General features: G+C 65.2%; 24 protein-coding genes, 1 tRNA gene and 1 pseudogene. 13 read left to right on the plus strand and 13 right to left on the minus strand.

Annotation, left to right across the window (positions count from 1 at the left end; all coding sequences use genetic code 11):
* Positions 1-54 precede the first annotated feature (54 nt).
* The 3 genes from rpiA to BIWAKO_RS02395 form a co-directional block, all read right to left on the minus strand.
* Positions 55-756 (minus strand): ribose-5-phosphate isomerase RpiA, encoded by a 702-nt coding sequence (gene rpiA, locus BIWAKO_RS02385; RefSeq protein WP_069882094.1) that lies wholly within the window; start codon positions 754-756, stop codon positions 55-57.
* A gap of 17 nt (positions 757-773) precedes the next feature.
* Entirely contained in the window at positions 774-2,225 is a 1,452-nt protein-coding gene (locus BIWAKO_RS02390; RefSeq protein ID WP_084652123.1) for an NAD-dependent succinate-semialdehyde dehydrogenase, read from the minus strand.
* Between the two features lie 108 nt (positions 2,226-2,333).
* Positions 2,334-2,738 carry a hypothetical protein gene (locus tag BIWAKO_RS02395; protein WP_244523340.1) on the minus strand — a complete coding sequence of 135 codons (405 nt, stop codon included), beginning with the start codon at positions 2,736-2,738 and terminating at the stop codon, positions 2,334-2,336.
* A gap of 131 nt (positions 2,739-2,869) precedes the next feature.
* Here BIWAKO_RS02395 and gph point away from each other — a divergent pair, with 131 nt between their 5' ends.
* The gene (gph, locus tag BIWAKO_RS02400) at positions 2,870-3,571 is read left to right on the plus strand and encodes a phosphoglycolate phosphatase (protein WP_069882096.1); all 702 of its coding nucleotides are present in this window, start codon (positions 2,870-2,872) and stop codon (positions 3,569-3,571) included.
* Positions 3,572-3,723: 152 nt separating this feature from the next.
* Here gph and BIWAKO_RS02405 read toward each other — a convergent pair.
* A tRNA-Val gene (locus BIWAKO_RS02405) sits at positions 3,724-3,798 on the minus strand.
* Positions 3,799-4,163: 365 nt separating this feature from the next.
* Between BIWAKO_RS02405 and BIWAKO_RS02410 the strand changes: the two genes are divergently transcribed.
* Positions 4,164-4,466, plus strand: a complete 303-nt coding sequence (locus tag BIWAKO_RS02410; protein ID WP_069877183.1) for a hypothetical protein — start codon at positions 4,164-4,166, stop codon at positions 4,464-4,466.
* An 85-nt stretch (positions 4,467-4,551) separates the two neighbouring features.
* Here the strand turns inward: BIWAKO_RS02410 and BIWAKO_RS35200 are convergent, their stop codons facing one another.
* The 3 genes from BIWAKO_RS35200 to BIWAKO_RS02420 all read right to left on the minus strand — a co-directional run bounded on the left by BIWAKO_RS35200 (position 4,552) and on the right by BIWAKO_RS02420 (position 5,436).
* The gene (locus BIWAKO_RS35200; RefSeq protein ID WP_141739955.1) at positions 4,552-4,842 is read right to left on the minus strand and encodes a hypothetical protein; all 291 of its coding nucleotides are present in this window, start codon (positions 4,840-4,842) and stop codon (positions 4,552-4,554) included.
* Between the two features lie 85 nt (positions 4,843-4,927).
* Complete coding sequence (locus BIWAKO_RS02415; RefSeq protein ID WP_069877184.1) at positions 4,928-5,143, minus strand: hypothetical protein; 216 nt, start codon at positions 5,141-5,143, stop codon at positions 4,928-4,930.
* A gap of 92 nt (positions 5,144-5,235) precedes the next feature.
* Positions 5,236-5,436 (minus strand): hypothetical protein, encoded by a 201-nt coding sequence (locus tag BIWAKO_RS02420; protein WP_069877185.1) that lies wholly within the window; start codon positions 5,434-5,436, stop codon positions 5,236-5,238.
* A gap of 117 nt (positions 5,437-5,553) precedes the next feature.
* Between BIWAKO_RS02420 and BIWAKO_RS02425 the strand changes: the two genes are divergently transcribed.
* Both BIWAKO_RS02425 and BIWAKO_RS02430 read left to right on the plus strand, forming a co-directional pair.
* A complete protein-coding gene (locus BIWAKO_RS02425) occupies positions 5,554-6,549 on the plus strand; it encodes a transglycosylase SLT domain-containing protein (protein ID WP_084651124.1) in 996 nt (331 codons plus the stop codon).
* A gap of 171 nt (positions 6,550-6,720) precedes the next feature.
* A complete protein-coding gene (locus BIWAKO_RS02430) occupies positions 6,721-7,302 on the plus strand; it encodes a L,D-transpeptidase (protein ID WP_069877186.1) in 582 nt (193 codons plus the stop codon).
* Positions 7,303-7,499: 197 nt separating this feature from the next.
* Here BIWAKO_RS02430 and BIWAKO_RS02435 read toward each other — a convergent pair whose 3' ends face one another.
* On the minus strand, positions 7,500-7,868 hold the full coding sequence (locus BIWAKO_RS02435) for a gamma-butyrobetaine hydroxylase family protein (protein WP_069877187.1): 369 nt from the start codon (positions 7,866-7,868) through the stop codon (positions 7,500-7,502).
* Positions 7,869-8,042: 174 nt separating this feature from the next.
* Here BIWAKO_RS02435 and moaA point away from each other — a divergent pair, with 174 nt between their 5' ends.
* On the plus strand, positions 8,043-9,044 hold the full coding sequence (gene moaA / locus BIWAKO_RS02440; RefSeq protein WP_069882098.1) for a GTP 3',8-cyclase MoaA: 1,002 nt from the start codon (positions 8,043-8,045) through the stop codon (positions 9,042-9,044).
* Positions 9,045-9,309: 265 nt separating this feature from the next.
* Here moaA and BIWAKO_RS02445 read toward each other — a convergent pair whose 3' ends face one another.
* Both BIWAKO_RS02445 and BIWAKO_RS02450 read right to left on the minus strand, forming a co-directional pair.
* On the minus strand, positions 9,310-9,861 hold the full coding sequence (locus BIWAKO_RS02445; protein WP_069877188.1) for a GrpB family protein: 552 nt from the start codon (positions 9,859-9,861) through the stop codon (positions 9,310-9,312).
* A 126-nt stretch (positions 9,862-9,987) separates the two neighbouring features.
* Entirely contained in the window at positions 9,988-11,760 is a 1,773-nt protein-coding gene (locus tag BIWAKO_RS02450) for a methyl-accepting chemotaxis protein (protein WP_069877189.1), read from the minus strand.
* Between the two features lie 211 nt (positions 11,761-11,971).
* Here BIWAKO_RS02450 and solA point away from each other — a divergent pair, with 211 nt between their 5' ends.
* From solA to BIWAKO_RS02475, 6 genes and pseudogenes are all read left to right on the plus strand, one after another.
* Entirely contained in the window at positions 11,972-13,114 is a 1,143-nt protein-coding gene (solA, locus tag BIWAKO_RS02455) for an N-methyl-L-tryptophan oxidase (RefSeq protein ID WP_069877190.1), read from the plus strand.
* Between the two features lie 63 nt (positions 13,115-13,177).
* Positions 13,178-14,080, plus strand: coding sequence for a DMT family transporter (locus BIWAKO_RS02460; RefSeq protein WP_141739956.1), 903 nt, complete (start codon positions 13,178-13,180; stop codon positions 14,078-14,080).
* Positions 14,077-14,265 (plus strand): annotated as a pseudogene (locus tag BIWAKO_RS37280) (multidrug effflux MFS transporter); the annotation flags it as partial. The gene BIWAKO_RS02460 and the pseudogene BIWAKO_RS37280, both read left to right, overlap by 4 nt.
* Before the next feature lie 46 nt (positions 14,266-14,311).
* Positions 14,312-15,289 (plus strand): MFS transporter, encoded by a 978-nt coding sequence (locus tag BIWAKO_RS02465; RefSeq protein WP_069877192.1) that lies wholly within the window; start codon positions 14,312-14,314, stop codon positions 15,287-15,289.
* Between the two features lie 94 nt (positions 15,290-15,383).
* On the plus strand, positions 15,384-15,983 hold the full coding sequence (locus BIWAKO_RS02470) for a TRAP transporter small permease subunit (protein WP_069877193.1): 600 nt from the start codon (positions 15,384-15,386) through the stop codon (positions 15,981-15,983).
* 152 nt (positions 15,984-16,135) lie between these two features.
* Entirely contained in the window at positions 16,136-17,800 is a 1,665-nt protein-coding gene (locus BIWAKO_RS02475) for a TRAP transporter large permease (RefSeq protein WP_069882099.1), read from the plus strand.
* Between the two features lie 75 nt (positions 17,801-17,875).
* Here BIWAKO_RS02475 and BIWAKO_RS02480 read toward each other — a convergent pair whose 3' ends face one another.
* From BIWAKO_RS02480 to BIWAKO_RS02490, 3 genes are all read right to left on the minus strand, one after another.
* Positions 17,876-18,256, minus strand: coding sequence for a porin family protein (locus BIWAKO_RS02480; protein ID WP_069877194.1), 381 nt, complete (start codon positions 18,254-18,256; stop codon positions 17,876-17,878).
* A 191-nt stretch (positions 18,257-18,447) separates the two neighbouring features.
* Entirely contained in the window at positions 18,448-19,542 is a 1,095-nt protein-coding gene (locus BIWAKO_RS02485; RefSeq protein ID WP_069877195.1) for a TRAP transporter substrate-binding protein, read from the minus strand.
* A gap of 291 nt (positions 19,543-19,833) precedes the next feature.
* A complete protein-coding gene (locus tag BIWAKO_RS02490; protein ID WP_069877196.1) occupies positions 19,834-20,919 on the minus strand; it encodes a TRAP transporter substrate-binding protein in 1,086 nt (361 codons plus the stop codon).
* 326 nt (positions 20,920-21,245) lie between these two features.
* On the opposite strand from BIWAKO_RS02490, the gene speB reads away from it, so the two are divergent.
* Positions 21,246-22,298, plus strand: a complete 1,053-nt coding sequence (gene speB / locus BIWAKO_RS02495; protein WP_069877197.1) for an agmatinase — start codon at positions 21,246-21,248, stop codon at positions 22,296-22,298.
* Positions 22,295-22,780 carry an Lrp/AsnC family transcriptional regulator gene (locus BIWAKO_RS02500; RefSeq protein ID WP_069877198.1) on the plus strand — a complete coding sequence of 162 codons (486 nt, stop codon included), beginning with the start codon at positions 22,295-22,297 and terminating at the stop codon, positions 22,778-22,780. The genes speB and BIWAKO_RS02500 overlap by 4 nt, the downstream gene beginning before the upstream one ends.
* Positions 22,781-22,928: the final 148 nt, after the last annotated feature.

The following is a 22,928-nucleotide window of genomic DNA, read 5'->3' on the forward strand; positions in this document are numbered from 1 at the left end:
GGTTCCGGGCGGCGTGGTGCGCGTCTCCTTAGCGCGGATTGCACCGGAATGGAATCATTCGATCGTGCCGAGAATCTTCAGGCCCGAACTGCTGGCGAGGATGGCGCAGGAGGCAACACCGAGGAAGAGCCCGTGCTCGACCACGCCCGGAACGGCGTTCAAGGCGGCGCCGAGCGCCTCGGGCTGTTCGATGCGCCCGAGATGCGCATCAAGGATGAAATGGCCGCCATCGGTGACCAGCGTCGAGCCGTCCGGGCGCAGCCGAAGCTTGATCTCGCCTGCCGCCCCCGATGCCGCGATCGCGGACGCCACGGCGCGACGCGTCGCCTCTAGCCCGAAGGGCACGACCTCGATCGGCAGCGGGAAACGCCCGAGCGTCGCGACCAGCTTGGTGTCGTCGGCGATGACGACCATACGTTTTGAGGCCACCGCGACGATCTTCTCGCGCAGATGCGCCGCACCGCCACCCTTGATCAGGCGCAGCTGCGGATCGACCTCGTCGGCGCCATCCACCGTCAGGTCGAGCTCCGGCGTCTGATCGAGCGTCGACATCGGGATGGCCAGCGCCAGGGCCTGGGCCTGCGTCGCCTCGGAGGTCGCGACGCAGAGCACGTCCAGCCCCGCTGCGACGCGAGCGCCGAGCAGGTCGACGAAATGCTTCGCCGTCGAGCCCGTGCCGAGACCGAGCCTCATGCCCGGGCGAACCAGCTCGAGCGCGCGCGCTGCCGCCTGTTTCTTGAGATCGTCGGGGCTCATGAGCTTGTCCTGACCTGTCACGCGCCCAGCCCGCCGAGGAGCATGTACTTGATCTCGACGAACTCATCCATGCCGTGAAGGGAGCCCTCGCGGCCGAGGCCGGATTCCTTGACCCCGCCGAAGGGCGCGACCTCGGTGCCGAGGATGGCGGAGTTGATGCCGACCATGCCGTATTCGAGCTCCTCGGCGACGCGGAAGGCGCGACCGAGATCCCGGGTGTAGAAATAGGCGGCGAGCCCGAAGGGCGTGTCATTGGCCATGGCCACGACCTCGTCCTCGCTGGTGAAGCGATAGACCGGGGCGAGTGGGCCAAAGGTTTCCTCGCGCGTCACCAGCATCGTCGTGGTGACGCCGGCGAGCACGGTCGGCTCGAAGAAGGTGCGCCCGAGCGCATGGCGCTTGCCGCCGACCACGACCTTCGCTCCATTGGCGACGGCATCGGCGACATGACGCTCGACCTTCTCGACCGCGCGCTCATTGATCAGCGGCCCCTGCACGACGCCGATTTCGGCGCCGTTGCCGACCTTCATCTTTGCGACTTCGCCGGCGAATTTCGCGACGAAATCGTCATGGATGCCGTCCTGCACGAAGAGCCGGTTCGTGCAGACGCAGGTCTGACCCATGTTGCGGTACTTGGCGATGATCGCGCCCTGAACGGCAGCGTCGAGGTCGGCATCGTCAAAGACGATGAAGGGCGCATTGCCACCGAGTTCGAGACCGACCTTCTTCACGGTTGAAGCGGCCTGCTGCATCAGGAGCTTGCCGACCGGCGTCGAGCCGGTGAAGCCGATGAAGCGCACGGCCGGGTGCGAGGTCATGACGCCGCCGATGGCCTGCGCATCGCCGGTGACGAGATTGATGACGCCCTTGGGGAAACCGGCCCGCTCGGCCAGTTCGACCAGAGCCAGCGCCGTCAGCGGCGTATCCGGCGCCGGCTTGACCACGAAGGTACAGCCGGCGGCGAGGCCGGGAGCGCATTTGCGCGTGATCATCGCGGCCGGGAAATTCCAGGGCGTGATCGCGGCACAGACGCCGACCGGCTGCTTCTGGACGATGATGCGCGAATTCGGGAAAGGCGAGGGAATCGTCTCGCCATAGATGCGCTTGGCCTCTTCCGCGTAGAACTCGACGAAGGAGGCGGCATAGGCGACCTCGCCGCGCGCCTCGCTCAGCGGCTTGCCCTGCTCGGCGGTCATGATCTGCGCCAGGTCCTCCTGGTTCGCCATGATCAGGTCGAACCATTTGCGCAGGATCACCGAGCGTTCCTTGGCGCTCTTCTTCGCCCAGGGCTTGAACGCGCGCGAGGCGGCTTCGACCGCAGCGGTGGTCTCATCGGCGCCGAAGCGCGGCACCTTGGCCAGCAGCTCGCCGGTCGCGGGATTGTCGACAGCATCAACGCCCACGCCGATCCAGGCGCCGTCGACATAGCACTGCGATTTCAGGAGCGAAGGATCATTCAGCTTCAGCATGGCGGGCCTCGACGCGATTGCGGACATGCCCGGGCCTCTAGCACGAGCGATCGCGTCGCGCCGATTCAAAATGCCGCATGCTGCAGGTGCTCGAAGCGCAGGACGGGGCTATTTCGTCTGCGGCGTACAGACCACCTTGTCGTCGAAGACGTAGCAGATGCTCATCTCGCCAGTGCGAACATTGACGCGGAAGATGCCGCCTTCGCGCTCGTGGCGCGACGGCATCAGCAGGTAGTCGCTCGGCGCCTGCGGGCCGGCCCCCTCCCCCGCCGGGAAGCAGACCGTGACGCCGACGCCGCCTTCCTTGAGCTGGAACTGGCAGGCGCCGACCTCGCCTGTGGCGCGATCGACCCTGTAGACACGGTTGAGATCCGTCTGCGGTGCAGGCGCAAACTCGAAGGGCGCGGCCTGAGCGGAGACATGCGGCACGATGCAGGTGCCGAGCGCCAGCAGCGCTCCGAGCACCGACCGGCGGACGCCGGCGTTTTCAAGATATTCAGACACCACTGCCATCCTTCACGCGAATCACGGCAAAGATAGCACCGTTGCTGCCTGCCAAGATGACGATCCGGCGCGGCTCGCTTGCCAAACCGGACCAGACCGCCTTTAGAGGCCCAAAGCACCTGCGCACCGGAACCCCGCCCATGAGCTTGCTCCCCATCGTCGTCTTCGATCTCGACGGCACCCTCGCCGAGACCGCGCCCGATATCATGCGCACGCTCAATGTCATTCTCGAGCAGGAAAAGCTTTCGCCCCTGCCCCTGGAACGCGCGCGTGAACTCGTCGGCGCCGGCGCCCGCGCCCTGATCGAACGCGGGTTCCGCGTCTCCGGACGGCCGCTCGACGAAGAGACTCTGGAGCGGCTGTTCCAGGATTTCTTGCGAATCTACGCCCAGGACGTCGCCTCGAACAGCTATCTCTATGACGGCGTCGTTGCTGCCATGCAGGCCCTGGCGGAGGACGGATATGCGCTCGCCGTCTGCACCAACAAGCCGATCCTGCACACGCGCCTGATCCTCGAGCATTTCGGCATCAGCGGGCATTTTGCGGCCGTCGCCGGGCGCGACAGCTTCGCCTTCCACAAGCCGGACCCCCGCCATTTGACGCTGACGATCGAAGCCGCCGGCGGCGACCCCAGGCGCGCCGTGATGATCGGCGATTCGCTGACCGACATCGCCACTGCGCGCGCCGCCGGGATCCCGTCGATCTGCGTCCCCTTCGGTTATACCGACGTCCCGATCGAGGAGCTCGAGCCCGATCTCGTGATCCAGCATTTCGACGAGTTGCACGGAGCCGTACGGCAGATGCTGGAGCCGGTACCCGCGCTCAGCGCAGCCATGAAATAGCGACCACCCTAATCTCGCTGATCGGTGCCATTGCGGCCCCGGTCGGCAGGTATTCTGCAGTCCTCGCTCGCGCAGGACCGCGCGCCCTTGCAGCGAATTGCTTCATCGCGTTTCGGGCGACTTGAGGCAGTTGATGCGATATGCGGGAATGATGGTGGGCGGCACAGGGATCGAACCTGTGACCCCTCCCGTGTGAAGGGAGTGCTCTACCGCTGAGCTAGCCGCCCGGACCGGCGCTTCTCCTAGTCGCGGACACATGCGCCGTCAAGGCGCAGTTCCGCCAACTCCGCACGCAGCCGGGGAAATCTCCGCAGCGATGCAGCCGCAGCGCTGTTGGAGGCTCTCCCCGCGCTCATCAGGCGGCAACGACGCACAACGCGACATTGCGGCGAATCCGGCCCGCTGCCTCCGCTGGCGCGGACCGCCGGCCGCAGAGCACGGACGTCACCTGCCGCTCACGCCGCGCCTATCCGTTGCCGCGGGGAAGCCACGCCTTTGGCGCTGGAGGGATTTGGCGCTGGAGGGAACAGAGCGGGTCACGTTCCGTTCATCCGCAGCAAGCTATTCACGCCTCGAATCGGAGGACCCATCGATGCTGCTCAGAAAACTGATCCTCACGTCGGCAGTGGTCTCGGCGCTGATCCCGGCGGCAGCGGCGCACGCGCAGTATTATGACCCCTATGACCGCCCGCCGCCACGCTACGGCTATGATCGGGGCTGGGACTATGACCGCCCGCCGCCACGTTACGGCTACGAGCGCCCCTATCGCCAGCCGCGCTATGGCGACATGTGCGTCACCTCCCGCGGCTCCTGCGAGGCTCCGCCATCGCCAAGAGGCGCCCCCTGCCGCTGCTATTTCGACGGTTTCGGCCCCAAGCGCGGCGCCATTCAGTAGAAATCTCTGCGAGATCGCGGGTGAGTCGAGGCTCGCGATCTCGCCAGATCCGGGTGTGTCAGAGCAGCAACCTTCGCCACCCGGATCACTTGAAACCGATCAGGATGCCGTCCGCCCAGAGTGCAAGCTGCGGGCCCTGGCGGCGCGCGTTCAGCTTCATCGCGACGCCATTGCCGCTGCGGAGCCAGACGCTGCCCTTGCCCTGCGCACCCAGCACCCACCCCTCGCGTAACTGGACATAAGCCCCGGTCCTGCTGGATGCGGACCGAGCCGGTCGGCGGGCCGAGTGTCCGTTGCTGGGCTGCAGCCGGTGCGGCGGTGGCGGAACGGCAAGGAAAACCGCAGCAAGACCAGGCAGAGGCGACCCGATCGACATTGAGCGAGCTCCTTCGCCGGATTGGCTTGCTCAGACTTTCAGGCGTCCGCGATGCGGGATCGTGTCCATTGCGCCGGCTTCGCAGTCAGTGTGAATCCCTTGCAGGGGCGCGCTTGAATATGGTCTCGATATCCCGCACGGCGTCGGCATAGCGGATGACGTTTCGCTGGTTTTCGGGGGAGAGCGACCGGTAAAGCCTGACGAGCGCTTGCTCCTCGGCAGAAACCTGCATCAGGCGACCGCCCTCGCGCGCCTTTGGGACGACATCGACTGGCCCCTTGCGCGGGTCGGACACAGGCATTCCCTATCGCGGTTGTTGCTGAAGCAACGACGCGCGAACGCGCGATTGGTTTCAGTCCCGCCTCGACGGGGCAGCAGAGGCGCCCCGCCTGATCATGCCCGATCTTTGGGCCGGCCGCTCCGGCGCCAGGCTGCCAATGCCGGCCAGAAGGCCGCGAGCGCCACGAAGACCGTCAGCAGGAGAAGCGCGACCACCATCTGAACAAAATCGAAATTGGGAGCGCTGGGAGCAACGAACCAAGCGGCGACGATTCCGGCCAAAGCCAGCAATGCCTGAATGATCCAGTTGAACATCGTTAGGCCCTTCCGCAGACTTGTCCGGTCAAACACAGAGCCCGGACCCGAGATGGATTGTGACCGAGACGGGCGGGATGTGTCGAGCAAATCAGTGCGCCCATGCGATACAGAGCCATGCCGATCCGCCCCGCCCCTCGAACTCTGATCGCAGACGCCCTGGAGGCTGCGGCCGACATCCTGCTGCGCTTGTTGCGGTGGTTTGGCGGCCCGGCAACGGCCTGTGCGCAGCGGCGTCACCGACATCTGGCGTCGACGACATGTCTCGCAGGCGCGCTGCTCGCGTGCCCGGCCTTGGCAGCGCCGGAGGAGCCAGTCTCCTCCGGAATCGACCAGGCCCTCTGCCGGCTGATCGACGAAGCGGCGCGGGGTCAGGGCGTTCCGGCCGCTTTCCTCACCCGGCTGATCTTTCAGGAATCGAGTTTTCGCCCGGGTGTCACCAGCCCGGCGGGAGCTCAGGGCGTGGCGCAGTTCATGCCGGGCACGGCGCGAGAGCGCGGTCTGCTCGACCCGTTCGACCCGGAGCAGGCTGTACCGAAGGCTGCCCATTTCCTGGCGGAGCTGCGCCAGCGCTTCGGCAATTGGGGACTTGCCGCCGCCGCCTATAATGGTGGCCCGAACCGAGTCGCATCCTGGCTCGCCGGTCGCGGCAGCCTGCCATTCGAGACCGAGAATTATGTGCTCTCGATCACTGGCGTCGCCGCCGAAACCTGGGCCGAGGATGCGCGCGCGGCCGCCAATAGCGACGGGCGCGACCGCCCCGCCCGGCGCGCGACACTGGACGAAACATCGTTCTGCGCAGCAACGGTTGTGGCGATCCGTGCCGGAAGCAAGCCGTTCGAGCTGCGCGAGGCGCCCTTCGCGCCATGGGGCGTGCAATTGGCCGGAAATTTCTCGAAGGCACGGGCGCTGGCCTCGTTCCAGCGGGCCAGTGCGAAACACCGGACGATCATTGCCGAGCTGCAACCGATGATCATCGGCACGCGGCTGCGCAGCCGCGGGACGCGCGCCTTCTACCGGGTGCGGCTGCCAGCCGCCACGCGGACCGAGGCAACAGCGCTGTGCCGTCGCATCCAGGCGCAGAACGGGGCCTGCGTCGTGCTCAAGAGTTGAGTGGCCAATTTTATGTTGCAGGTGCGCAACGCGACGGTCGAAAGCCCGCACCTCGCGCCGATGTGATGCCACAATGATTGCACGCCATACGTGAGTCTGACAGGACATTGAGGAGATGTTGACTTTTTCCGGTCAACTTCATGTCCGCGCGAATCCACGCCTGAGGTTACAATGAACCGCTTTTTCCGAATGGCCATGTTCGCAGGCTTGGGCCTGATGGCTGCCGCGTCGACCGCCAATGCCTATGAGATCGACCCGCTGACGCGCCAGCCATTGATGCAGAATCCGGAGGCCGCCAAGGCGCAGGCCACCGCCATTCCCCGCGAGATCGTGTCCTATGACACCAGGCAGCGGCCCGGCACCATCGTGATCAACACCACCGAGCGCCGGCTCTATTTCGTGCTGCCCGAGGGCAAGGCCGTTCGCTATGGCGTCGGCGTCGGCCGCCCCGGCTTCGACTGGGCCGGCTCGCAATCCATTACCCGCAAGGCGGAGTGGCCGAGCTGGACCCCGCCGTCGCAGATGCTGAAGCGGCGCCCCGATCTGCCGCGCTTCATGCCCGGAGGACCGGAGAACCCGATGGGCGCCCGCGCCATGTATCTCGGCTCGACACTGTACCGCATCCACGGCTCGAACGAGCCGGAGACGATTGGCCAGGCCGTGTCGTCGGGCTGCATCCGCATGCTGAACGACGATGTGATCGACCTCTACGAGCGCACCAGGGTCGGCACCCGGGTCGTCGTCGCCCGCTGAGCGATCATTTCCCTGGATAAGGAAGGCCGGCCTCGTGCCGGCCTTTTTTTTGCTGTTCGAGCGGCGGCGTCCCGGCCATCGGTCCTGACTTCCCCGATCGATCCGGAAACCCTGCCGAAACGGCGTTAAACCGTGCCCCCCCTCTCATCCGCGCGATCGATGGCCACAGAGCAGCGCTGGGGCGGATCGGAAGCCGGTCACCTCCGCCTGACAGGCTCCCGCGACAGCCCCTTTGCAGAGAGAGCGTCGAGATAGGCCTGCGTCTTCTCCTGTGCATGCTCCCCGAGCTCCCGCAGATAGTCCCAGGCAAATATGCCGGTATCGTGCATGTCGTCGAAGGAGAGCTTGATGGCGTAATGGCCGACGGGCTCGACGCCGATGATCTCGACTTCGGCCTTGCCCGGCACCGTCTTCTTCTGGCTCGGGTCATGGCCCTGGACTTCGGCGGAGGGGCTTTCCACCCGCAGCAACTCGGCCGCCAGCGCGAAACTCGCGCCGTCCTCGAAGGCAATGTGGAGGGTGCGCCGATCCTTGGCGAGGCGGATTTCGGTTGGCCAGGCTGACATATTCGTTTTTCACCAAGGGGATGTGACGATCGCAGCTATTGACGCCGCGCACGCCAGTGCCAATGTCTGAACGTGATATAGCTATGCGGCTGCCACCACGCACGTGCGAGCAGCGGATGGTGGAAACGCTGTAGAGACGAAACCAGAGTGCTGATCGACTCCCACAAGCCCGTGATGCGCCCACCGCTGATCGATCCGTTCGGCCGGGAGATCAGCTATCTGCGCATTTCCGTGACGGATCGCTGCGATTTCCGCTGCGTCTACTGCATGTCCGAGGACATGACCTTCCTGCCCAAGCGCGATCTGCTGACGCTGGAAGAGGTCGACCGGGTCGCGACCGCCTTCGTGGCGCGCGGCACCCGCAAGTTGCGTATCACCGGCGGCGAGCCGCTGGTCCGGCGCGACATCATGAACCTGTTCCGCTCGCTCTCGCGGCATTTGGCCAGCGGCGCGCTGGATGAGTTGACCCTGACGACCAACGGCTCGCAGCTGGAGCGCTATGCGAGCGAGCTCGCGGCCTGCGGCGTGCGGCGCATCAATGTTTCGCTCGACACGCTCGATCCGGACAAATTCCGCACGATCACGCGCTGGGGCGATCTCGGCAAAGTGCAGCGCGGCATCGAGGCTGCGCGGGCGGCCGGGCTCAGAGTCAAGATCAATGCGGTGGCGCTGAAGGGCGTCAATGAAGATGAGATCGAGGGCCTGATGCAATGGGCCCATGGGCTCGGCATGGATCTCACCTTGATCGAGGTGATGCCGCTCGGCGAGATCGAGCCTGGCCGCATCGACCAGTTCCTGCCGCTTTCGATCGTCCGCGCGAGGCTGATGGATCGCTATACGCTCGACGACGACCCCTATCGCACCGGCGGGCCAGCGCGCTATGTCCGGGTCCGCGAGACCGGCGGACTGCTCGGCTTCATCACGCCGATGACACATAATTTCTGCGAAAGCTGCAACCGGGTGCGCCTGACCTGCACCGGCACGCTCTATATGTGCCTTGGCCAGGAGGACGCCGCCGATCTGCGCGCCGCCGTGCGCGCCTCCAGCGACGATGCTCTGCTCTACCGCGCCATGGACGAGGCGATCTCGCGCAAGCCCAAGGGCCACGACTTCGTCATCGACCGCAGGCACGCCCGCCCGGCCGTCGGGCGCCATATGAGCGTGACGGGAGGCTAGAGCCCCATCTGCGAGGCTCGCGGAGCTGTCGGCGATGGCCCGCCCCGAGGCGACTTGGCGACTGCCGACGATATCGCAGAAGCGCGCTATGTGACCTAACGGCATCACCTATGGACATCCGGTAAGGATCGACCGCTTCCCGTTGATGTTTACGTTACGTTAGCCATAGGCTGGCGCGGCTTTTGGATTCGGATGCGCCCTGCCCGGGCCAGCTTCTAGGGAGCCTCATTGCTCAGGTCGGCGGGTCGGCTCACGCCGGCCGGTCTCACAGACGTCCCGGCGCTGAGCGGCGTTGATACCACGCGAGAGCGTCTGCCTCCGCCTGCCTGATCCACGCGTCCTTGCAGTCGCCATAAGCATGGGAGTCGTCGGGGTGCCGGCTGCGGCAATCCGCTTTCACGCGATCATAGGCTTCTGCGACGTCGGGATGGGCGCGGAGATAATCGCGGAACGCCAGGTGTCGCGTGATCTCCGGGGAGCCTTCGGGATAGCAATGGAGCTGGACGAGCCTGCGCCCCGTCTCCGTATCGGGTTTCGTAAGATAGCGTCGGCCGGCCAAGCCAAGCTCTCCCCACCATTCGTAACCGAGCGCTTCCAGCTCGCCTTGCCGCGCATCCAGCGCAGCCAGGCTCCCGACCACTGGCAGAAGGTCCAGGATCGGCTTGGCGTGAATGGCCGGGATCGCCGTCGAACCGACGTGATGAACGATGAGCAAGCATGGCCCGATCGCCTCCGCGAGACGTTGTGCCTCGCGCCCGGCGAGATCGGACCAATTGGGATCATGGGGGTGCAATTCGACTTTGATGGGTGGCGGCATGCCAGTGCTCTTCCATTCAGGGCCGAGCTCTTTCTACGATGCCGCTGCCCGGCGCAAGGACGAGCACGCGGAGGGAACCAGCCACTCCTTCATGGCCCGGGCCCGTCGCGCAGGCGCCCTGGCCTCCTACATCCGGTAGGCCATCCGCACACCGCCCCAATGGCGGCCATTCACGCGGAGCGGCGCATCGACCTCGCGCATGAGCTGGGTGACGTCGCCCATGTCGCGCCGGTAGGACTGGACGAGGAAGGGGCGCACGGAACGGGCCGACATGATGCCGGCGCGATCATGGAACATGCGGCGGTTACGGCTATGCGGCGCGTTCCAGGCAGGATCACCCTTGCGCTGCGGATGGGCGAATTCGGGATGGTGCACCGGAATATAGCCGTTGCGATCAATGGGCAGGGCAAAGACGAGCCGCTGATCGCTGGCCAGTTCCTCGGCGAGCGCCGGCGGCAACAGGGCCTCCAGGGCCGGCAAAGCGCTGTTGGTGTATTGCTGCGGCTCGGTCTCCGGCACGGGCAGATAGTTGACGTCAAAAAGCTGGGCTTCCGACAGTTTCCCGTCGCGCAGCGCCTGCTCGAAGAGCGTGCCGAGGCGGCCCGCGAAGAGCTGTGCGCGCTCGATCAGCGGCCGATAGGATTCTTCGAGCTCGTCGAGCAGACGGCGCAGGGGCTCATGCTCCCTGACGGTCGCTTCGCCGAAGGCGACATGCAGGCCGAGCTGGCTCGACGCCATCAGGCGGCACGCCAAAGGCGGCAAGCCACCGATGGTGATCGTCCCGCCTGTACCGGCGCGGATGCCGGGATCGGACTGGGCGAGCAGCAGCGTTCCACCCAGGCCGAGATCGATCGTCTGCGCGTTGAAGGTCGTGGCGCCGAAGCGTCCCTCGACCGGATATTCCGCCGGAAACCTGTCATGCTGACGGCGGTCGGCGAAGACGGTGTGCCGCAGCAATGGCACGAAGCGCCCCATCAGCCCTTCGGCCTGCCGCGCGCCATCCGACATCGCGGCGCGCGACTCGGCGCTGCGAGCCGCCGCACCCAAGGCCATTTCGTCGATCTCGCCGACCTGCCGGGAAACCGTATCGATGAAGCGGGCCGTCTCGTCGGCGCTGCGCGACAGCTCCGCGGCCGCGGCTGCCTGCTCGAGCGAGGCGCTGCCGATCGCCGCGATCACCGGATTGACGTCCCGCACCATTTGCAGCGCATCATTGACGATCGCGGCCGAGCCCTGGGCCGTCTGGGTCAGCCGATCGACACGGTTGCGGATATGGTCGACCGCGTCGCGCACCTCGATGGAGAGCGCCTTCACTTCCTGGGCAACCACGCCGAAACCGCGGCCGGCCTCACCGGCGCGCGCCGCTTCGATGGTCGCATTCAAGGCAAGCAGATTGGTCTGGCGCGCGATCTCGGCGATGGAATCGACAATGCTGCGGATCTCGACCGTGGCGGAGGCGAGGCCTGTCATCATCTGCGTCGCCTCGCCGGCGCGCATGGCCGCTGCCTCCAGCATGTCGCGCGCGCCATTCATCGAGCTGCCGACCTGCTCGGCCGCGTCGGAGACCTGCTGGGTTGCGGTCGCGAGCGCGCTCGAATTCATGCTGGCCGTCTCGGCCGCCTGCCTCAGATCGTTGGTGCGCCTGTGAATGCCGATCGAGCCTCCCTCGGCCTGGCTTGACGTATGCTCTGCCTCATACAGGCGCCCGGTGAGGCGCCGCAGGGCGGCAACGACATCCTGCTCGAGCGCATTGACGGCTTCGCGGATCGAGGCATCGTCGAGCGGATCGGGAAGTTCGATCGCTTCTGCCGGCGAAATCGGCTCGGCAGTGGCAACAGGCCCGGTTGCAACGGCACGGTCTTGGGTGCCCAACCAGCGCCGGACCGTTTCGCGAAACATCAGCCAATCCCGGACAACGCAAAGTCGAACCTTTATGGTCGCGCAACGTTAACAAAGCTTCTCCCGAAGCTCCGGCCTGCCGCAGCGTGAGATCGGTCTCGCGAAGGGCCATGCGCCGGGAGCGGGATTCGCCGCCCCGGAGTGGCATGGACCCCATGCAAGGCTACCGCTAAAGCTCTGATCATCCGCCTCGCCACCCCCAGGCCAGCCCATGACAAGTCATAGCTACGACGTGATCGTTGCCGGTGTCGGCGCCATGGGCTCTGCCGCCTGCTGGCATCTCGCGCGGCGCGGACTGAAGGTCCTTGGCCTCGAGCGCTTCGACCTCGGCCATGCGATGGGCTCGTCACATGGCATGACGCGGATCATCCGCCTCGCCTATTTCGAAGGCTCGCATTACGTGCCGATCGTCCGGCGCGCACATCAGCTCTGGTCCGAGACCGGCGCGGAAGCGGGCATGCAGTTGCTGCACGTCACCGGTTCGCTCGATCTCGCCCCCGAAGGCGCCGGTCCGGTCGAGTCGTCGCTGCGCTCCTGTCTTGACCACGGGTTGACTCATGAGGTGCTCTCAGGCCCTGAGATCGCGCGCCGTTTCCCTGGCTTTCAGCTGCCGGCGGGACATGTCGGTCTCTGGCAGCCCGATGGTGGGTTCGTCGCCTCAGAGAAGGCGATCTATGCCCATGTCGGCCTCGCCCAATCCCGCGGCGCCGAAATTCGGACCAATGAGCCGCTGCTCGACTGGGCGCCGACCGCGCAAGGCGGCGTGGTCGTGCGCACCGAGCGCGGCACCTACTCCGCTGGCCGGCTGGTGATCACGTCGGGCGGTTGGATCGCCGACGCGGTCCCGGCACTGGCCGCGAATGTCTCGACCGTGCGGCAGGCCATCGGCTGGTTCACGACGCGGCGGCCGGAGCTGTATCGTCCGGGGGCCTTCCCCGTCTTCATTCTCAGTGTCGAGGAAGGCACCTTCTACGGCTTTCCACTCTACGAGCATCCCGGTTTCAAGCTCGGCGGCCCGCATTTCGGGCGCGAGCCGATGGATCCGCGCGAGCCGGACCGCACTCCGAGCCCGCGCCAGGTAGCACTGATCCGCGATTGCCTGGCTCGCTACCTGCCCGATGCGGCCGGAGAGCCACTCAGCCTGAAGGGCTGCGTCTACACCGTGACGCCCGACGAGGATTTCGTGATCGACGCCGTGCCGGGCGTTCCGCAGGCCGTATTTGCATCCGCCTGTTCCGGCCACGGCTACAAATTCGCCAGCGCCATCGGCGAAATCCTCGCCGATCTCTCCACCACCGGCCAATCCGCTTTCGATCTCAAACCCTTCTCGCTCAGCCGCTTTCCGCAAGCGTGAGCCGCCGCGAGCCCCGGCGCAGCGTTCTGCGCGAGGGCCTCCCGACGCCACCAGGACCTTGCCTTGGCCAGTTCAGCCGAAAACCGTCGTGGAATCATCGCCATGCTGCTGGCGATGCTGCTCTTCACCTGCAACGACGCGCTCATGAAGCTCGCACGCGAAGCCTACCCCGTCGGGCAGGCGATCGCTCTTCGGGCCGTCTTTGCGGTGACGACGGCGCTGGCCATGGTCTGGTTCATGGGCGAGGCGCGCAAGCTCGGCGAAATGTTCAGGCCGCTCGTTCTGCTCCGTGGGATGATCGAGGCCGCGATCGCCCTGATCTTCATCTGGTCGCTGGCCAAGCTCCCGCTCGGGAATATCACCGCCATCCTGATGGCCTCCCCGCTCATCATCCTCGTGCTCGCGGTGGCGCTCGGCATCGAGAAGGTCGGCTGGCGCCGGACACTCGCCGTCATGGTCGGCTTCATAGGCGTGCTGGTGGTGATCCGCCCGACGCCCGAGCATATGAACATCGCCGCGATCACGGCCCTCGCCAGCGCCACATTGGCCGCGATCCGTGATCTCGTCACCCGCAGGATCGGCAACCACGTCCCTTCGACAGTGATCTCGCTCACCGCAACAATCATCGTCGGACTGTTCGCAGTCACGCTCGGCTTCTTCGAAACCTGGGTGCCCGTCCACCGGATCGAGACCGTCTATGTCGGCGGCGCGGCCGTGCTGGTTTCGCTTGGCAGCTTCTGCATCGTCAACGCCTTCCGGAACACCGATGTCGGGGTCGTCACCGGCTACCGCAATTCCGGCGTCGCCTTCGCGGTGCTGATCGGGTTCCTGCTCTGGGGAGAGGTTCCCGACGCCTGGGCCGTCACCGGCATCGCGCTGATCGCCGGCAGCGGCCTCTACACCCTGCATCGCCAGCGCGTCGTTCCCAGTGCCAAGCTGAAGATCGAGGGTGGCCCGGCGTCATGAGCGGCCAGCCTGTCGCAGCGAAGCCCGCCCTGCTCGTCCTGGTCGCTATCTCGGCCCTGCAGCCGATCGCCCTCAACCTTCTCGCGCCTGCGACACCGGCCGTGGCGCGCCATTTCGGCACGAACTACGCAACGATCCAGCTCACGCTGACGCTGTATCTCGTCTCGGTCGCGCTGATCCAGTTGCTGATCGGCCCGCTCTCCGACCGCTTCGGACGGCGCCCTTGCGTCAATGCCGGGATCATCGCTCATTCTCGGCTCGATTCTCGGAGCATTAGCCCCCACCACGGAAGTCCTGCTGGCGGCGCGCGTGCTGGAGGGCGCTGGTGCCGGTACGACCTTCGCGCTGGCCCGAGCCATTATCCGCGACAGCGCCCATCGCGACGAGGCAGCGAGCCAGATCGCCAGCGTCACCATGGTCATGGTGGTGGCGCCGATGATCGCACCCTATCTCGGCGGCCATATCGAAACCTGGTTCGGCTGGCGGATGATCTTCTGGGCGATGACCGCAGCCGGCGTGCTCGTTCTCCTGCTGACGGCGGCCCGATTGCCGGAAACCGCTCCGAATGTCGGCATCAGGACATCGCTGCTCGGCGTCTTCCGTTCCTTCCCGGTCCTTGCGCTCGACCGGGAGTTCATCGTCAACGTCATCGCGCTTTCGATGACATCGGCCGCGTTCTTCGCCTTCGTCGCCGGCGCCCCCTTCATCGTCGTCGAGACGATGGGCCGGGGCTCGGATGTCTATGGCGCCTACTTCATCCTGAGCGCGTTCGGCTACATGGTCGGGAACTTCGCGATGTCGCGGCTCGCGGTCAGGCGCGGAGCCGCCCCCCTGGTGCGACTTGGCCTGATCATCTCTGTGGTGATGATGAGCGTCGCGATGGTCTTCGCGATGAGCGACTACTGGACACCGCTCACCCTCTTCCTGCCGCTGGCGATCAGATCGGCCGGCAATGGCTTGACGATTCCCGGTGCGGCAGCCGCGGCACTGTCCGCCAAACCCGAGCTAGCCGGCTCCGCAGCCGGTCTGATGGGAGCCATCCAGCTCGGGGTCGGTGCCTTGGCCACGATCGTGATCAGCTGGCTTGTCATACTTTGGCCGCAGTCCCTGATCGCCACGATGTGGCTGATGATGGCGATCGGCCTATTTTCCTTGCGTTTCAGCGGCTTCCGGCGACACGGCCGATCCCCAGCCCGTCGCCCTGCGTAATCTTGTGCTGCCCCAGGCCTTCGTATAACCACCGCATAACCAGCGCGACATGGCCCTCATGCGCCGCGTGCATTCAAAATCTGGGAGAGCGGGTGTGCAGGGACTTCTCAAGGTCAGCCGCATCATCGACGCGATCAACAGTCAGATCGGCAAGAAAGTTGCCTGGCTGATCCTGCTGGCCGTCATTGTCGCCACGGTCAACGCGATCGTGCGCAAGATCTTCAACATGTCGTCGAATGCCTGGCTCGAGCTGCAATGGATGCTGTTCGGCGCCGTCTTCCTGATGTGCGCATCCTGGACGCTGCAGGTGAAGGAGCATATCCGCATCGACATCCTGAACAGCCAGCTGCCGAAGCGCGTTCAGCAATGGATCGACCTTCTCGGTCATCTCCTCTTCCTGCTGCCGTTCTGCGCGCTGATGATCTACCATTCCTGGCCGTTCTTCTGGCGCTCCTACGCGGTCAACGAGCAGTCGCTCTCGGCCGGCGGCCTGCCCCAGTGGCCCGCCAAGGGATTGCTGATCGTCGGCTTCTTCATGCTGTTCTGCCAGGGCATTTCGGAAGTCATCAAGCAGATCGCGATCATGCGCGGCCTCCTGGAAGACGAGGAGACGTTGCGGGGACATGCGGCCGCTGCGGAAGCAGAAGCGCAACGCCTGCTGGATCAAGCCAAGGCCCAGGGCCTGGCTTCGTGAGCAACCCAGACGCAGACCGGAAATCGCCGATGATCGCCTCCCGCTTCGCGCGCGCCGCCGGGCTTTTGCTCGCGCTCACCCTCACCGCCTTCTTCAGCCTGCATATGGGTGATGCCCATGCCGCGGGGATCGGCGATTTTCTGCGCGTCAACATGGCGCCGGTGATGTTCGCCGCCCTGGTGCTCTTTCTCCTGCTGGGCTATCCCGTCGCCTTCGCGCTTGCCGCCAACGGTCTGCTTTTCGCGCTGATCGGCATCGACCTCGGCATGTTCCAGGAGAACTTCCTGCAGGCGCTGCCGGAACGCATCTACGGCACGATGAACAACGACGTGCTGCTCGCCATTCCCTTCTTCACCTTCATGGGATTGGTGCTCGAGCGCTCGGGCATGGCGGAAGACCTGCTCGACACGATCGGCCAGCTCTTCGGCCCCGTCCGCGGCGGCCTCGCCTATGCCGTGATCTTCGTCGGCGCCCTGCTCGCCGCCACGACCGGCGTCGTTGCCGCCTCCGTCATCTCGATGGGCCTGATTTCGCTGCCGATCATGCTGCGCTACGGCTATGACCGCCGGCTCGCCTCGGGCGTAATCGCGGCGTCTGGAACGCTGGCGCAGATCATCCCGCCTTCACTGGTTCTGATCGTGCTCGCCGACCAGCTCGGCCGCTCCGTCGGCGACATGTATGAGGGCGCCTTCATTCCAGGCCTCGTCCTCGCCGGGCTTTACGCCGGCTACGTCTTCCTCGTCACCATCGTCTATCCCAAGCGCGCGCCCGGCCTGCCACCGGAAGCGCAGACCCTGCGCGATGCCGACGGCAAGACGCGCCGGTTCTCGCTGCTGGTCGTCGCGATCCTCTCCTTCTGCGTCGCCTACGCCTATATGAAACTCTATACCAAGGTCGATGCCGGCGCCGATTTCGTCGTGCTGACGATGTCGATCATGGTTGGCGTCTCGCTGGTCATCGCACTGATCAACAAGATGCTGGGCCTCAAGCTGCTGTCGCGCATGACCGAGCAGGTCATCTTCGTGATGGTGCCGCCGCTGGCGCTGATCTTCCTCGTGCTCGGCACGATCTTCATCGGTGTCGCGACTCCGACCGAAGGCGGCGCGATGGGCGCGGCGGGCGCGATCCTGCTCGCCTTCAGCAAGCGCCGCCTCTCCTTCGAGTTGCTGAAGCAGGCGACGGAGTCGACGGCCAAGCTCTCGGCCTTCGTGCTGTTCATCCTGGTCGGCGCGCGCGTGTTCTCGCTGACCTTCTACGGCGTCAACGGCCATGTCTGGGTCGAGCATCTGCTGGTCGGGCTGCCCGGCGGCGCGACGGGCTTCCTGATCGTCGTCAACGTGATGGTCTTCCTGCTGGCCTTCTTCCTCGATTTCTTCGAGCTGGCCTTCATCGTGGTGCCGCTGCTCGGCCCTGCGGCCGAAAAGCTCGGCATCGACCTGATCTGGTTCGGCGTCATCCTGGGCGTGAACATGCAGACGAGCTTCATGCACCCGCCCTTCGGCTTCGCGCTGTTCTTCCTGCGTTCAGTCGCACCCAAGCACCGCTACAAGGACAAGGTCACGGGCCTGCAGATGGACCCCGTCACCACCGGCCAGATCTATTGGGGCGCTGTGCCCTTCGTGGTGATCCAGTGCATCATGGTGGCACTCGTCATCATCTTCCCGAAGATGGTGATGCACTACAAGGCGTCGGCCATTCAGCTCGACCAGAAGGCGATCGACAAGCAATTCGACTCGATCCAGATCCCGGGGCTGGGCGGCAGCGGCGGCATGCCGGGCCTCGACCTCAACGCCCCACCGACGCTCAATCTCAAATAGGCGCCGGGCACCGGAAACAGAAAAGGCGGGGAGCGTTTCCCCGCCTTTTTCACGTCTGCACGGTAGCCCTTGGGATCAGCGATAGAAGCTGTCGCCCAGCAAGCCCCGATCGGACTGAACCTTGCCACGGACGATCGCACGCACCGGCCCGAGAGTGGACTCGCCACGCGCCTCGAGCTGGGCCGTGGCACCGACCGCAGAGCCATAGCGATTGTCGGAGCGCTTGCCGAACTCGGCCCGAACCGAGCCGCCCGCACGCACGCAGAAGGAGGCGCCGTCGACCCTGACATAGCCCGGGCCGTATTCCGGGCAGGGGCGCGTCGCCTTGTCCAGATTGGGGGCAGGCAGCTTGCCAGCCGGGGCGCCACGACCGGGGATGGGCTGGCCGATCGACTGAGCCGCGGCGGGAGCCGTTGCAACAAACATAGCGAGCAGACCGACAATCAGACGCGGCATTCGCAAGACTTCCCGAACAGATGCGCAAGCGGCGCGCAGGGCGTGACGAACCGTGACTCTAGCCCGCAAGCGCGGCAAAGCAATGGCCGGCGGCCACCCCTCGGCCTGCCCAGCGCACGCGAAAAACCCCGGCCTCACGGCCGGGGTCCGACAGGGATCGAGTTCGCCGGTTTCCCGGTGGGTCGCTCTTTTCAGAGCTGGTTGGCCGCGCGCGCGCGGATCAGGAAATTGTCGAAGCTGTATTCGGCAATCTGGAACCAGAGATATTCGTCACCGCGGAAGGCCGACATCGCCTCATAGACCTTCTTGAAGTCGGGATTCTTGGCCGATGTCTCGGCATAGACCTCCTTGGATGCCTTGAGGCAGGCTTCCATGATCTCCTGCGAGAACGGTCGCAATTGCGCACCGGCGCCGACGAGACGCTTCAGGGCGGCTGGATTCCTGGCATCGTATTTGGCCTGCATGTCGACATTCGCCAGTGCCGCCGCCGTGGTCAGCACCGATTTGTAGACCTTGGGCAGAGATTCCCATTTCGCCTGGTTGATGAAGAAATGCAGCGCAGCGCCGCCTTCCCACCAGCCCGGATAGTAATAGAACGGCGCAACCTTGTTGAATCCGAGTTTCTCGTCATCGGCCGGCCCGACCCATTCGGCCGCATCGATCGTGCCCTTTTCCAGCGCCGGGTAGATGTCGCCACCGGCGATCTGTTGCGGCACGACACCGAGCTTGCTCATGACCTGCCCGGCGAAGCCGCCGATGCGCATCTTCACGCCCTGCATATCGGCAACGGTCTTGATCTCCTTGCGAAACCAACCGCCCATCTGGCAGCCGGTATTACCGCCGGGCACTGCGTAGATATTGTGCTTCTTGTAGAATTCGTTGAGCAATTCATTGCCGCCACCATGGTAGAACCAGGCGTTCTGCTGGCGCGCATTGAGGCCGAACGGCACCGCGGTGCCGAAGGCGAAGGTCGGATCCTTGCCGACATAGTAATAGGAGGCAGTGTGGCACATCTCGACGGTGCCGTTGGTGACCGCATCGGCCGCCTGCAGGCCGGGAACGATTTCGCCGGCGGCGAAGACCTGGATCTGGAAATTCCCGTCGGTCGCCTCCGACACGGCCTTCGAGAGGATCTCGGAAGCGCCGTAGATCGTGTCGAGGGACTTCGGAAATGACGAGGTCACTCGCCATTTCAGTTCAGGCATGGGCTGGGCGATGGCCGGGCTGGCAATGGCGCCAGCGGCAGCCCCCGCCCCGGCAACCTTCAAGAAGTGGCGACGCTTCATCTGGATTTTTCTCCCCTCAGAGACGTTCAGCGGCACCGGTTGATCCGGCTTTGCGCGCGCGCTCCAGAAAAGCAGGTCCTGTAATCCACGCAAGTGGAAAGCATGCCCCCCATGCATTTTTTGCAGGATAGTTTTTTCACCGCAGGGGAAACCAAGTTCTGTCAAACAAGGCGAACTGGCCTCGCCTCAAGGGAAATCCGATGTCGCAAGGACGAACAAAGAAAAAGCCCGGCTTGCGCCGGGCTTTCGCGTTGTTCTCGACCGAGAAGATCTCGGCCGTATGTCGCTGAATCAGCGCGCGCGCGAACGCACCTGGAAGACGTCGAAGGTGAGCTCCGCGACCTGCCACCAGAGATACTGGTCGGAGCGGAAGGCCGTCATCGTATCGATGGCCTTCTTGAAGTCCGGGTTCTTGGCCGAGATCTCGGCATAGAGTTCGTTCGAGGCCTTGAGGCTGGCTTCGAGGATCTCCTGCGAGAACGGGCGCAGCTGCGTGCCGGCGCCGACCAGGCGCTTCAGCGCCGGCGGGTTAACGACATCATACCGTGCAGCCATCTGCGTATTGGCATAGGTGCAGGCGGCGGTCAGGGCAGCCTGGTAGGCCTTGGGAAGCGCGTTCCACTTCTCCAGGTTGACGAAGGCATGGACCGTCGGTCCGCCTTCCCAGAAGCCCGGGTAGTAGTAATACGGCGCGACCTTGGAGAAGCCGAGCTTCTCGTCGTCATAGGGGCCGACCCACTCGGCGCCGTCGATCGTGCCCTTTTCCAGCGCCGGATAGATGTCGCCACCGGCGAGCTGCTGCGGCACGACGCCGAGCTTGGCGAGAACCTGGCCGGCGATGCCGCCGATGCGCATCTTCAGGCCCTGAAGATCGGCAACGGTCTTGAACTCCTTGCGGAACCAGCCGCCCATCTGCGCGCCGGTATTGCCGCAGGGCAGACCGTAGATGTTGAACTTCTTGAAGAACTCGTTGAACAGCTCATTGCCGCCGTTCTGATAGAGCCAGGCATTCTGCATGCGGGCGTTGAGACCGAACGGCACCGATGCGGCAATCGCGAAGGTCGGATCCTTGCCGACATAGTAATACGAGACGGTGTGCGCCATCTCGATCGTGCCGTTGGTGACGGCATCCGCAGCCTGCAGGCCGGGAACGATTTCGCCCGCCGCGAAGACCTGAATCTGGAACTTGCCGTCGGTCAGCTCGGAGACCATCTTGGCCATGATCTCGGCGCCGGCATAGATCGTGTCGAGGGACTTCGGGAAGCTCGACGCAAGGCGCCATTTCACTTCCGGATTCGACTGCGCAACGGCCGGCATGGCGACAGCGGAGGCCGCAGCGCCTGCAGTGGCGGCCTGGATAAATTGACGACGCTTCATTATGGACATCTCCTCGGATTTCGACTTTGCGACGCGCAGGCGGGTTCGGCCCCGTTGCGGCGAAGTTTCAAGGATCATTATCGCTCGGTGCGCAGTCGATCTTGCGGGCACGTTTGGTTGATCCAAACTTTCATTCCTGCCGCCGATCCATGCCTGCACAAAATTTGCGCAGCTCTCCCCAAACATCGCATCACCGTCAACCAACCCAGACGCCTCGACAATTGCGCTTAAGGCATGGCACGGCTGCACACGAAGCGCATGGTACTTTCGCGGGGCCCGGTCAACCTCCGATCGCCCAATGCAGACAAATTGATGAGAGACGCGACATGGATCAGGACAAACTCGCCAGGCTGAGAGCCCGTTATGCCGGCGCGAGCGGGGGCGACATCCACGACCCGCGCTTCGCCAAGGTCGCCGCCGACCAGTTCAAGGGCGACCGTCGGAAATGGCCTTTCTCCGACGTTGCGACCTTCATCAGCGCACCCTACCAGCCCGATGCGCTGAGCAAGCCCAATCTCGGCGGGCTCGACGTCGCGATCATTGGCCTGCCGATGGATCTCGGCGTCACGAACCGCGCCGGCACGCGGCTGGGGCCGCGCGCGGTCCGCGCCGTCGAGCGCATGGGGCCGATGGATCACGTCACCGGCATGGCGCCCTTCGGCCAGCTCAAGGTTGCCGATATCGGCGATGTGCCCTTCCGCTCGCGCTATTCGCTCGAGAGCTGCCACGAGGATATCGAAGCGACCTTCAAGACGATCGTGAAGGCCGGCGTCTCGACGCTTGCGGTCGGTGGCGACCATTCGATCACCTATCCGATCCTCAAGGCCGTCGGCGAGAAACGCCCGGTCGGCATGGTTCATATCGACGCGCATTGCGACACGTCCGGGCCCTATGAAGGCTCGAAATTCCATCATGGCGGGCCGTTCCGGCAGGCCGTGCTCGATGGCGTACTCGATCCCGAACGCGTCATCCAGATCGGCATCCGCGGCGGTGCCGAGTATCTCTGGGAGTTCTCCTACGAGTCCGGCATGACCGTGATCCATGCCGATGAGGTCGACCGCATGGGGCTCGATGCGGTGATCGCAAAGGCGCTCGCCGTGATCGGGGACGGGCCGACCTATGTCTCCTTCGATGTCGATTCGCTCGACCCGGCCTTCGCGCCCGGCACCGGCACGCCCGAGGTCGGCGGGCTGACGCCGCGCGAGGCGCTTGCGATCCTGCGCGGCCTCAAGGGCCGCGATATCGTCGCGGCCGATGTCGTCGAAGTCGCACCGCAATATGACGCGACCTCGAACACGGCCCAATGCGCGGCGCAGGTCCTGTTCGCCGAACTCTGCCTGATCGCCGAGGCGCGCGCTGCCGGCAAGGGCAGGCCGTGAAGCGCAAGGCCGTCCAGCTCGACGCGATCGACCGCAGGATCGTCACGATCCTGCGCGCGGAGGGCCGCATCACCAATCAGGCGCTCTCGGAGCGGGTCGGCCTGTCCGCCCGCCCCTGCCTCGAGCGCGTGCGCAAGCTCGAAGCCTCGGGGCTGATCCTCGGCTATGGCGCGAGGCTGTCGCCGGAGATCGCGGGCCATGCCATCGTCGCCTTCGCGCAAATCTCGCTGCGCGACCACTCGGTCGGGCGGCGCGAACGGGTCGAGAAGGTCTTGAGGGCCTGCCCTGACGTGGTCGAGGTCCAGGTGGTCAGCGGCGAGGCGGATTATCTTGCCCGAATCGTCGCGGATTCACTGGCGGAATATGAGGAACTGACGGGGACCTGGCTGGCCGATGCGCAGCTCGGCGTGGCCAAGATCGCCACCACCTTCGCACTGAAGGCGCTGAAGGACTTCGACGGATACCCTCTGGCGGAGCAGTAAGCAGCGCGGCGGGCGCCATGCCCTGCGCTCATGGCGCCCTGCCCCACGCGCGATCGGGCCGTTAGGCCCTTGCGCCAAGCGCATGCCGGAGACAATATGTTGCAGCGCAGCGCGAACATCGCGCCGCAGCATCACGCCTTCATCATCC

Origin of the sequence: Bosea sp. BIWAKO-01 (assembly GCF_001748145.1) — a bacterium.
Lineage (GTDB): Bacteria > Pseudomonadota > Alphaproteobacteria > Rhizobiales > Beijerinckiaceae > Allobosea.

What these genes read in the sequence shown, in the direction of transcription:
- rpiA (WP_069882094.1), bottom strand. Translation starts at nt 756, where the DNA reads ATGAGCCCCGACGATCTCAAGAAACAGGCGGCAGCGCGCGCGCTCGAG.
- BIWAKO_RS02390 (WP_084652123.1), bottom strand. Translation starts at nt 2,225, where the DNA reads ATGCTGAAGCTGAATGATCCTTCGCTCCTGAAATCGCAGTGCTATGTC.
- BIWAKO_RS02395 (WP_244523340.1), bottom strand. Translation starts at nt 2,738, where the DNA reads ATGGCAGTGGTGTCTGAATATCTTGAAAACGCCGGCGTCCGCCGGTCG.
- gph (WP_069882096.1), top strand. Translation starts at nt 2,870, where the DNA reads ATGAGCTTGCTCCCCATCGTCGTCTTCGATCTCGACGGCACCCTCGCC.
- BIWAKO_RS02410 (WP_069877183.1), top strand. Translation starts at nt 4,164, where the DNA reads ATGCTGCTCAGAAAACTGATCCTCACGTCGGCAGTGGTCTCGGCGCTG.
- BIWAKO_RS35200 (WP_141739955.1), bottom strand. Translation starts at nt 4,842, where the DNA reads ATGTCGATCGGGTCGCCTCTGCCTGGTCTTGCTGCGGTTTTCCTTGCC.
- BIWAKO_RS02415 (WP_069877184.1), bottom strand. Translation starts at nt 5,143, where the DNA reads ATGCCTGTGTCCGACCCGCGCAAGGGGCCAGTCGATGTCGTCCCAAAG.
- BIWAKO_RS02420 (WP_069877185.1), bottom strand. Translation starts at nt 5,436, where the DNA reads ATGTTCAACTGGATCATTCAGGCATTGCTGGCTTTGGCCGGAATCGTC.
- BIWAKO_RS02425 (WP_084651124.1), top strand. Translation starts at nt 5,554, where the DNA reads ATGCCGATCCGCCCCGCCCCTCGAACTCTGATCGCAGACGCCCTGGAG.
- BIWAKO_RS02430 (WP_069877186.1), top strand. Translation starts at nt 6,721, where the DNA reads ATGAACCGCTTTTTCCGAATGGCCATGTTCGCAGGCTTGGGCCTGATG.
- BIWAKO_RS02435 (WP_069877187.1), bottom strand. Translation starts at nt 7,868, where the DNA reads ATGTCAGCCTGGCCAACCGAAATCCGCCTCGCCAAGGATCGGCGCACC.
- moaA (WP_069882098.1), top strand. Translation starts at nt 8,043, where the DNA reads ATGCGCCCACCGCTGATCGATCCGTTCGGCCGGGAGATCAGCTATCTG.
- BIWAKO_RS02445 (WP_069877188.1), bottom strand. Translation starts at nt 9,861, where the DNA reads ATGCCGCCACCCATCAAAGTCGAATTGCACCCCCATGATCCCAATTGG.
- BIWAKO_RS02450 (WP_069877189.1), bottom strand. Translation starts at nt 11,760, where the DNA reads ATGTTTCGCGAAACGGTCCGGCGCTGGTTGGGCACCCAAGACCGTGCC.
- solA (WP_069877190.1), top strand. Translation starts at nt 11,972, where the DNA reads ATGACAAGTCATAGCTACGACGTGATCGTTGCCGGTGTCGGCGCCATG.
- BIWAKO_RS02465 (WP_069877192.1), top strand. Translation starts at nt 14,312, where the DNA reads ATGCCGGGATCATCGCTCATTCTCGGCTCGATTCTCGGAGCATTAGCC.
- BIWAKO_RS02475 (WP_069882099.1), top strand. Translation starts at nt 16,136, where the DNA reads ATGGCGCCGGTGATGTTCGCCGCCCTGGTGCTCTTTCTCCTGCTGGGC.
- BIWAKO_RS02480 (WP_069877194.1), bottom strand. Translation starts at nt 18,256, where the DNA reads ATGCCGCGTCTGATTGTCGGTCTGCTCGCTATGTTTGTTGCAACGGCT.
- BIWAKO_RS02485 (WP_069877195.1), bottom strand. Translation starts at nt 19,542, where the DNA reads ATGAAGCGTCGCCACTTCTTGAAGGTTGCCGGGGCGGGGGCTGCCGCT.
- BIWAKO_RS02490 (WP_069877196.1), bottom strand. Translation starts at nt 20,919, where the DNA reads ATGAAGCGTCGTCAATTTATCCAGGCCGCCACTGCAGGCGCTGCGGCC.
- speB (WP_069877197.1), top strand. Translation starts at nt 21,246, where the DNA reads ATGGATCAGGACAAACTCGCCAGGCTGAGAGCCCGTTATGCCGGCGCG.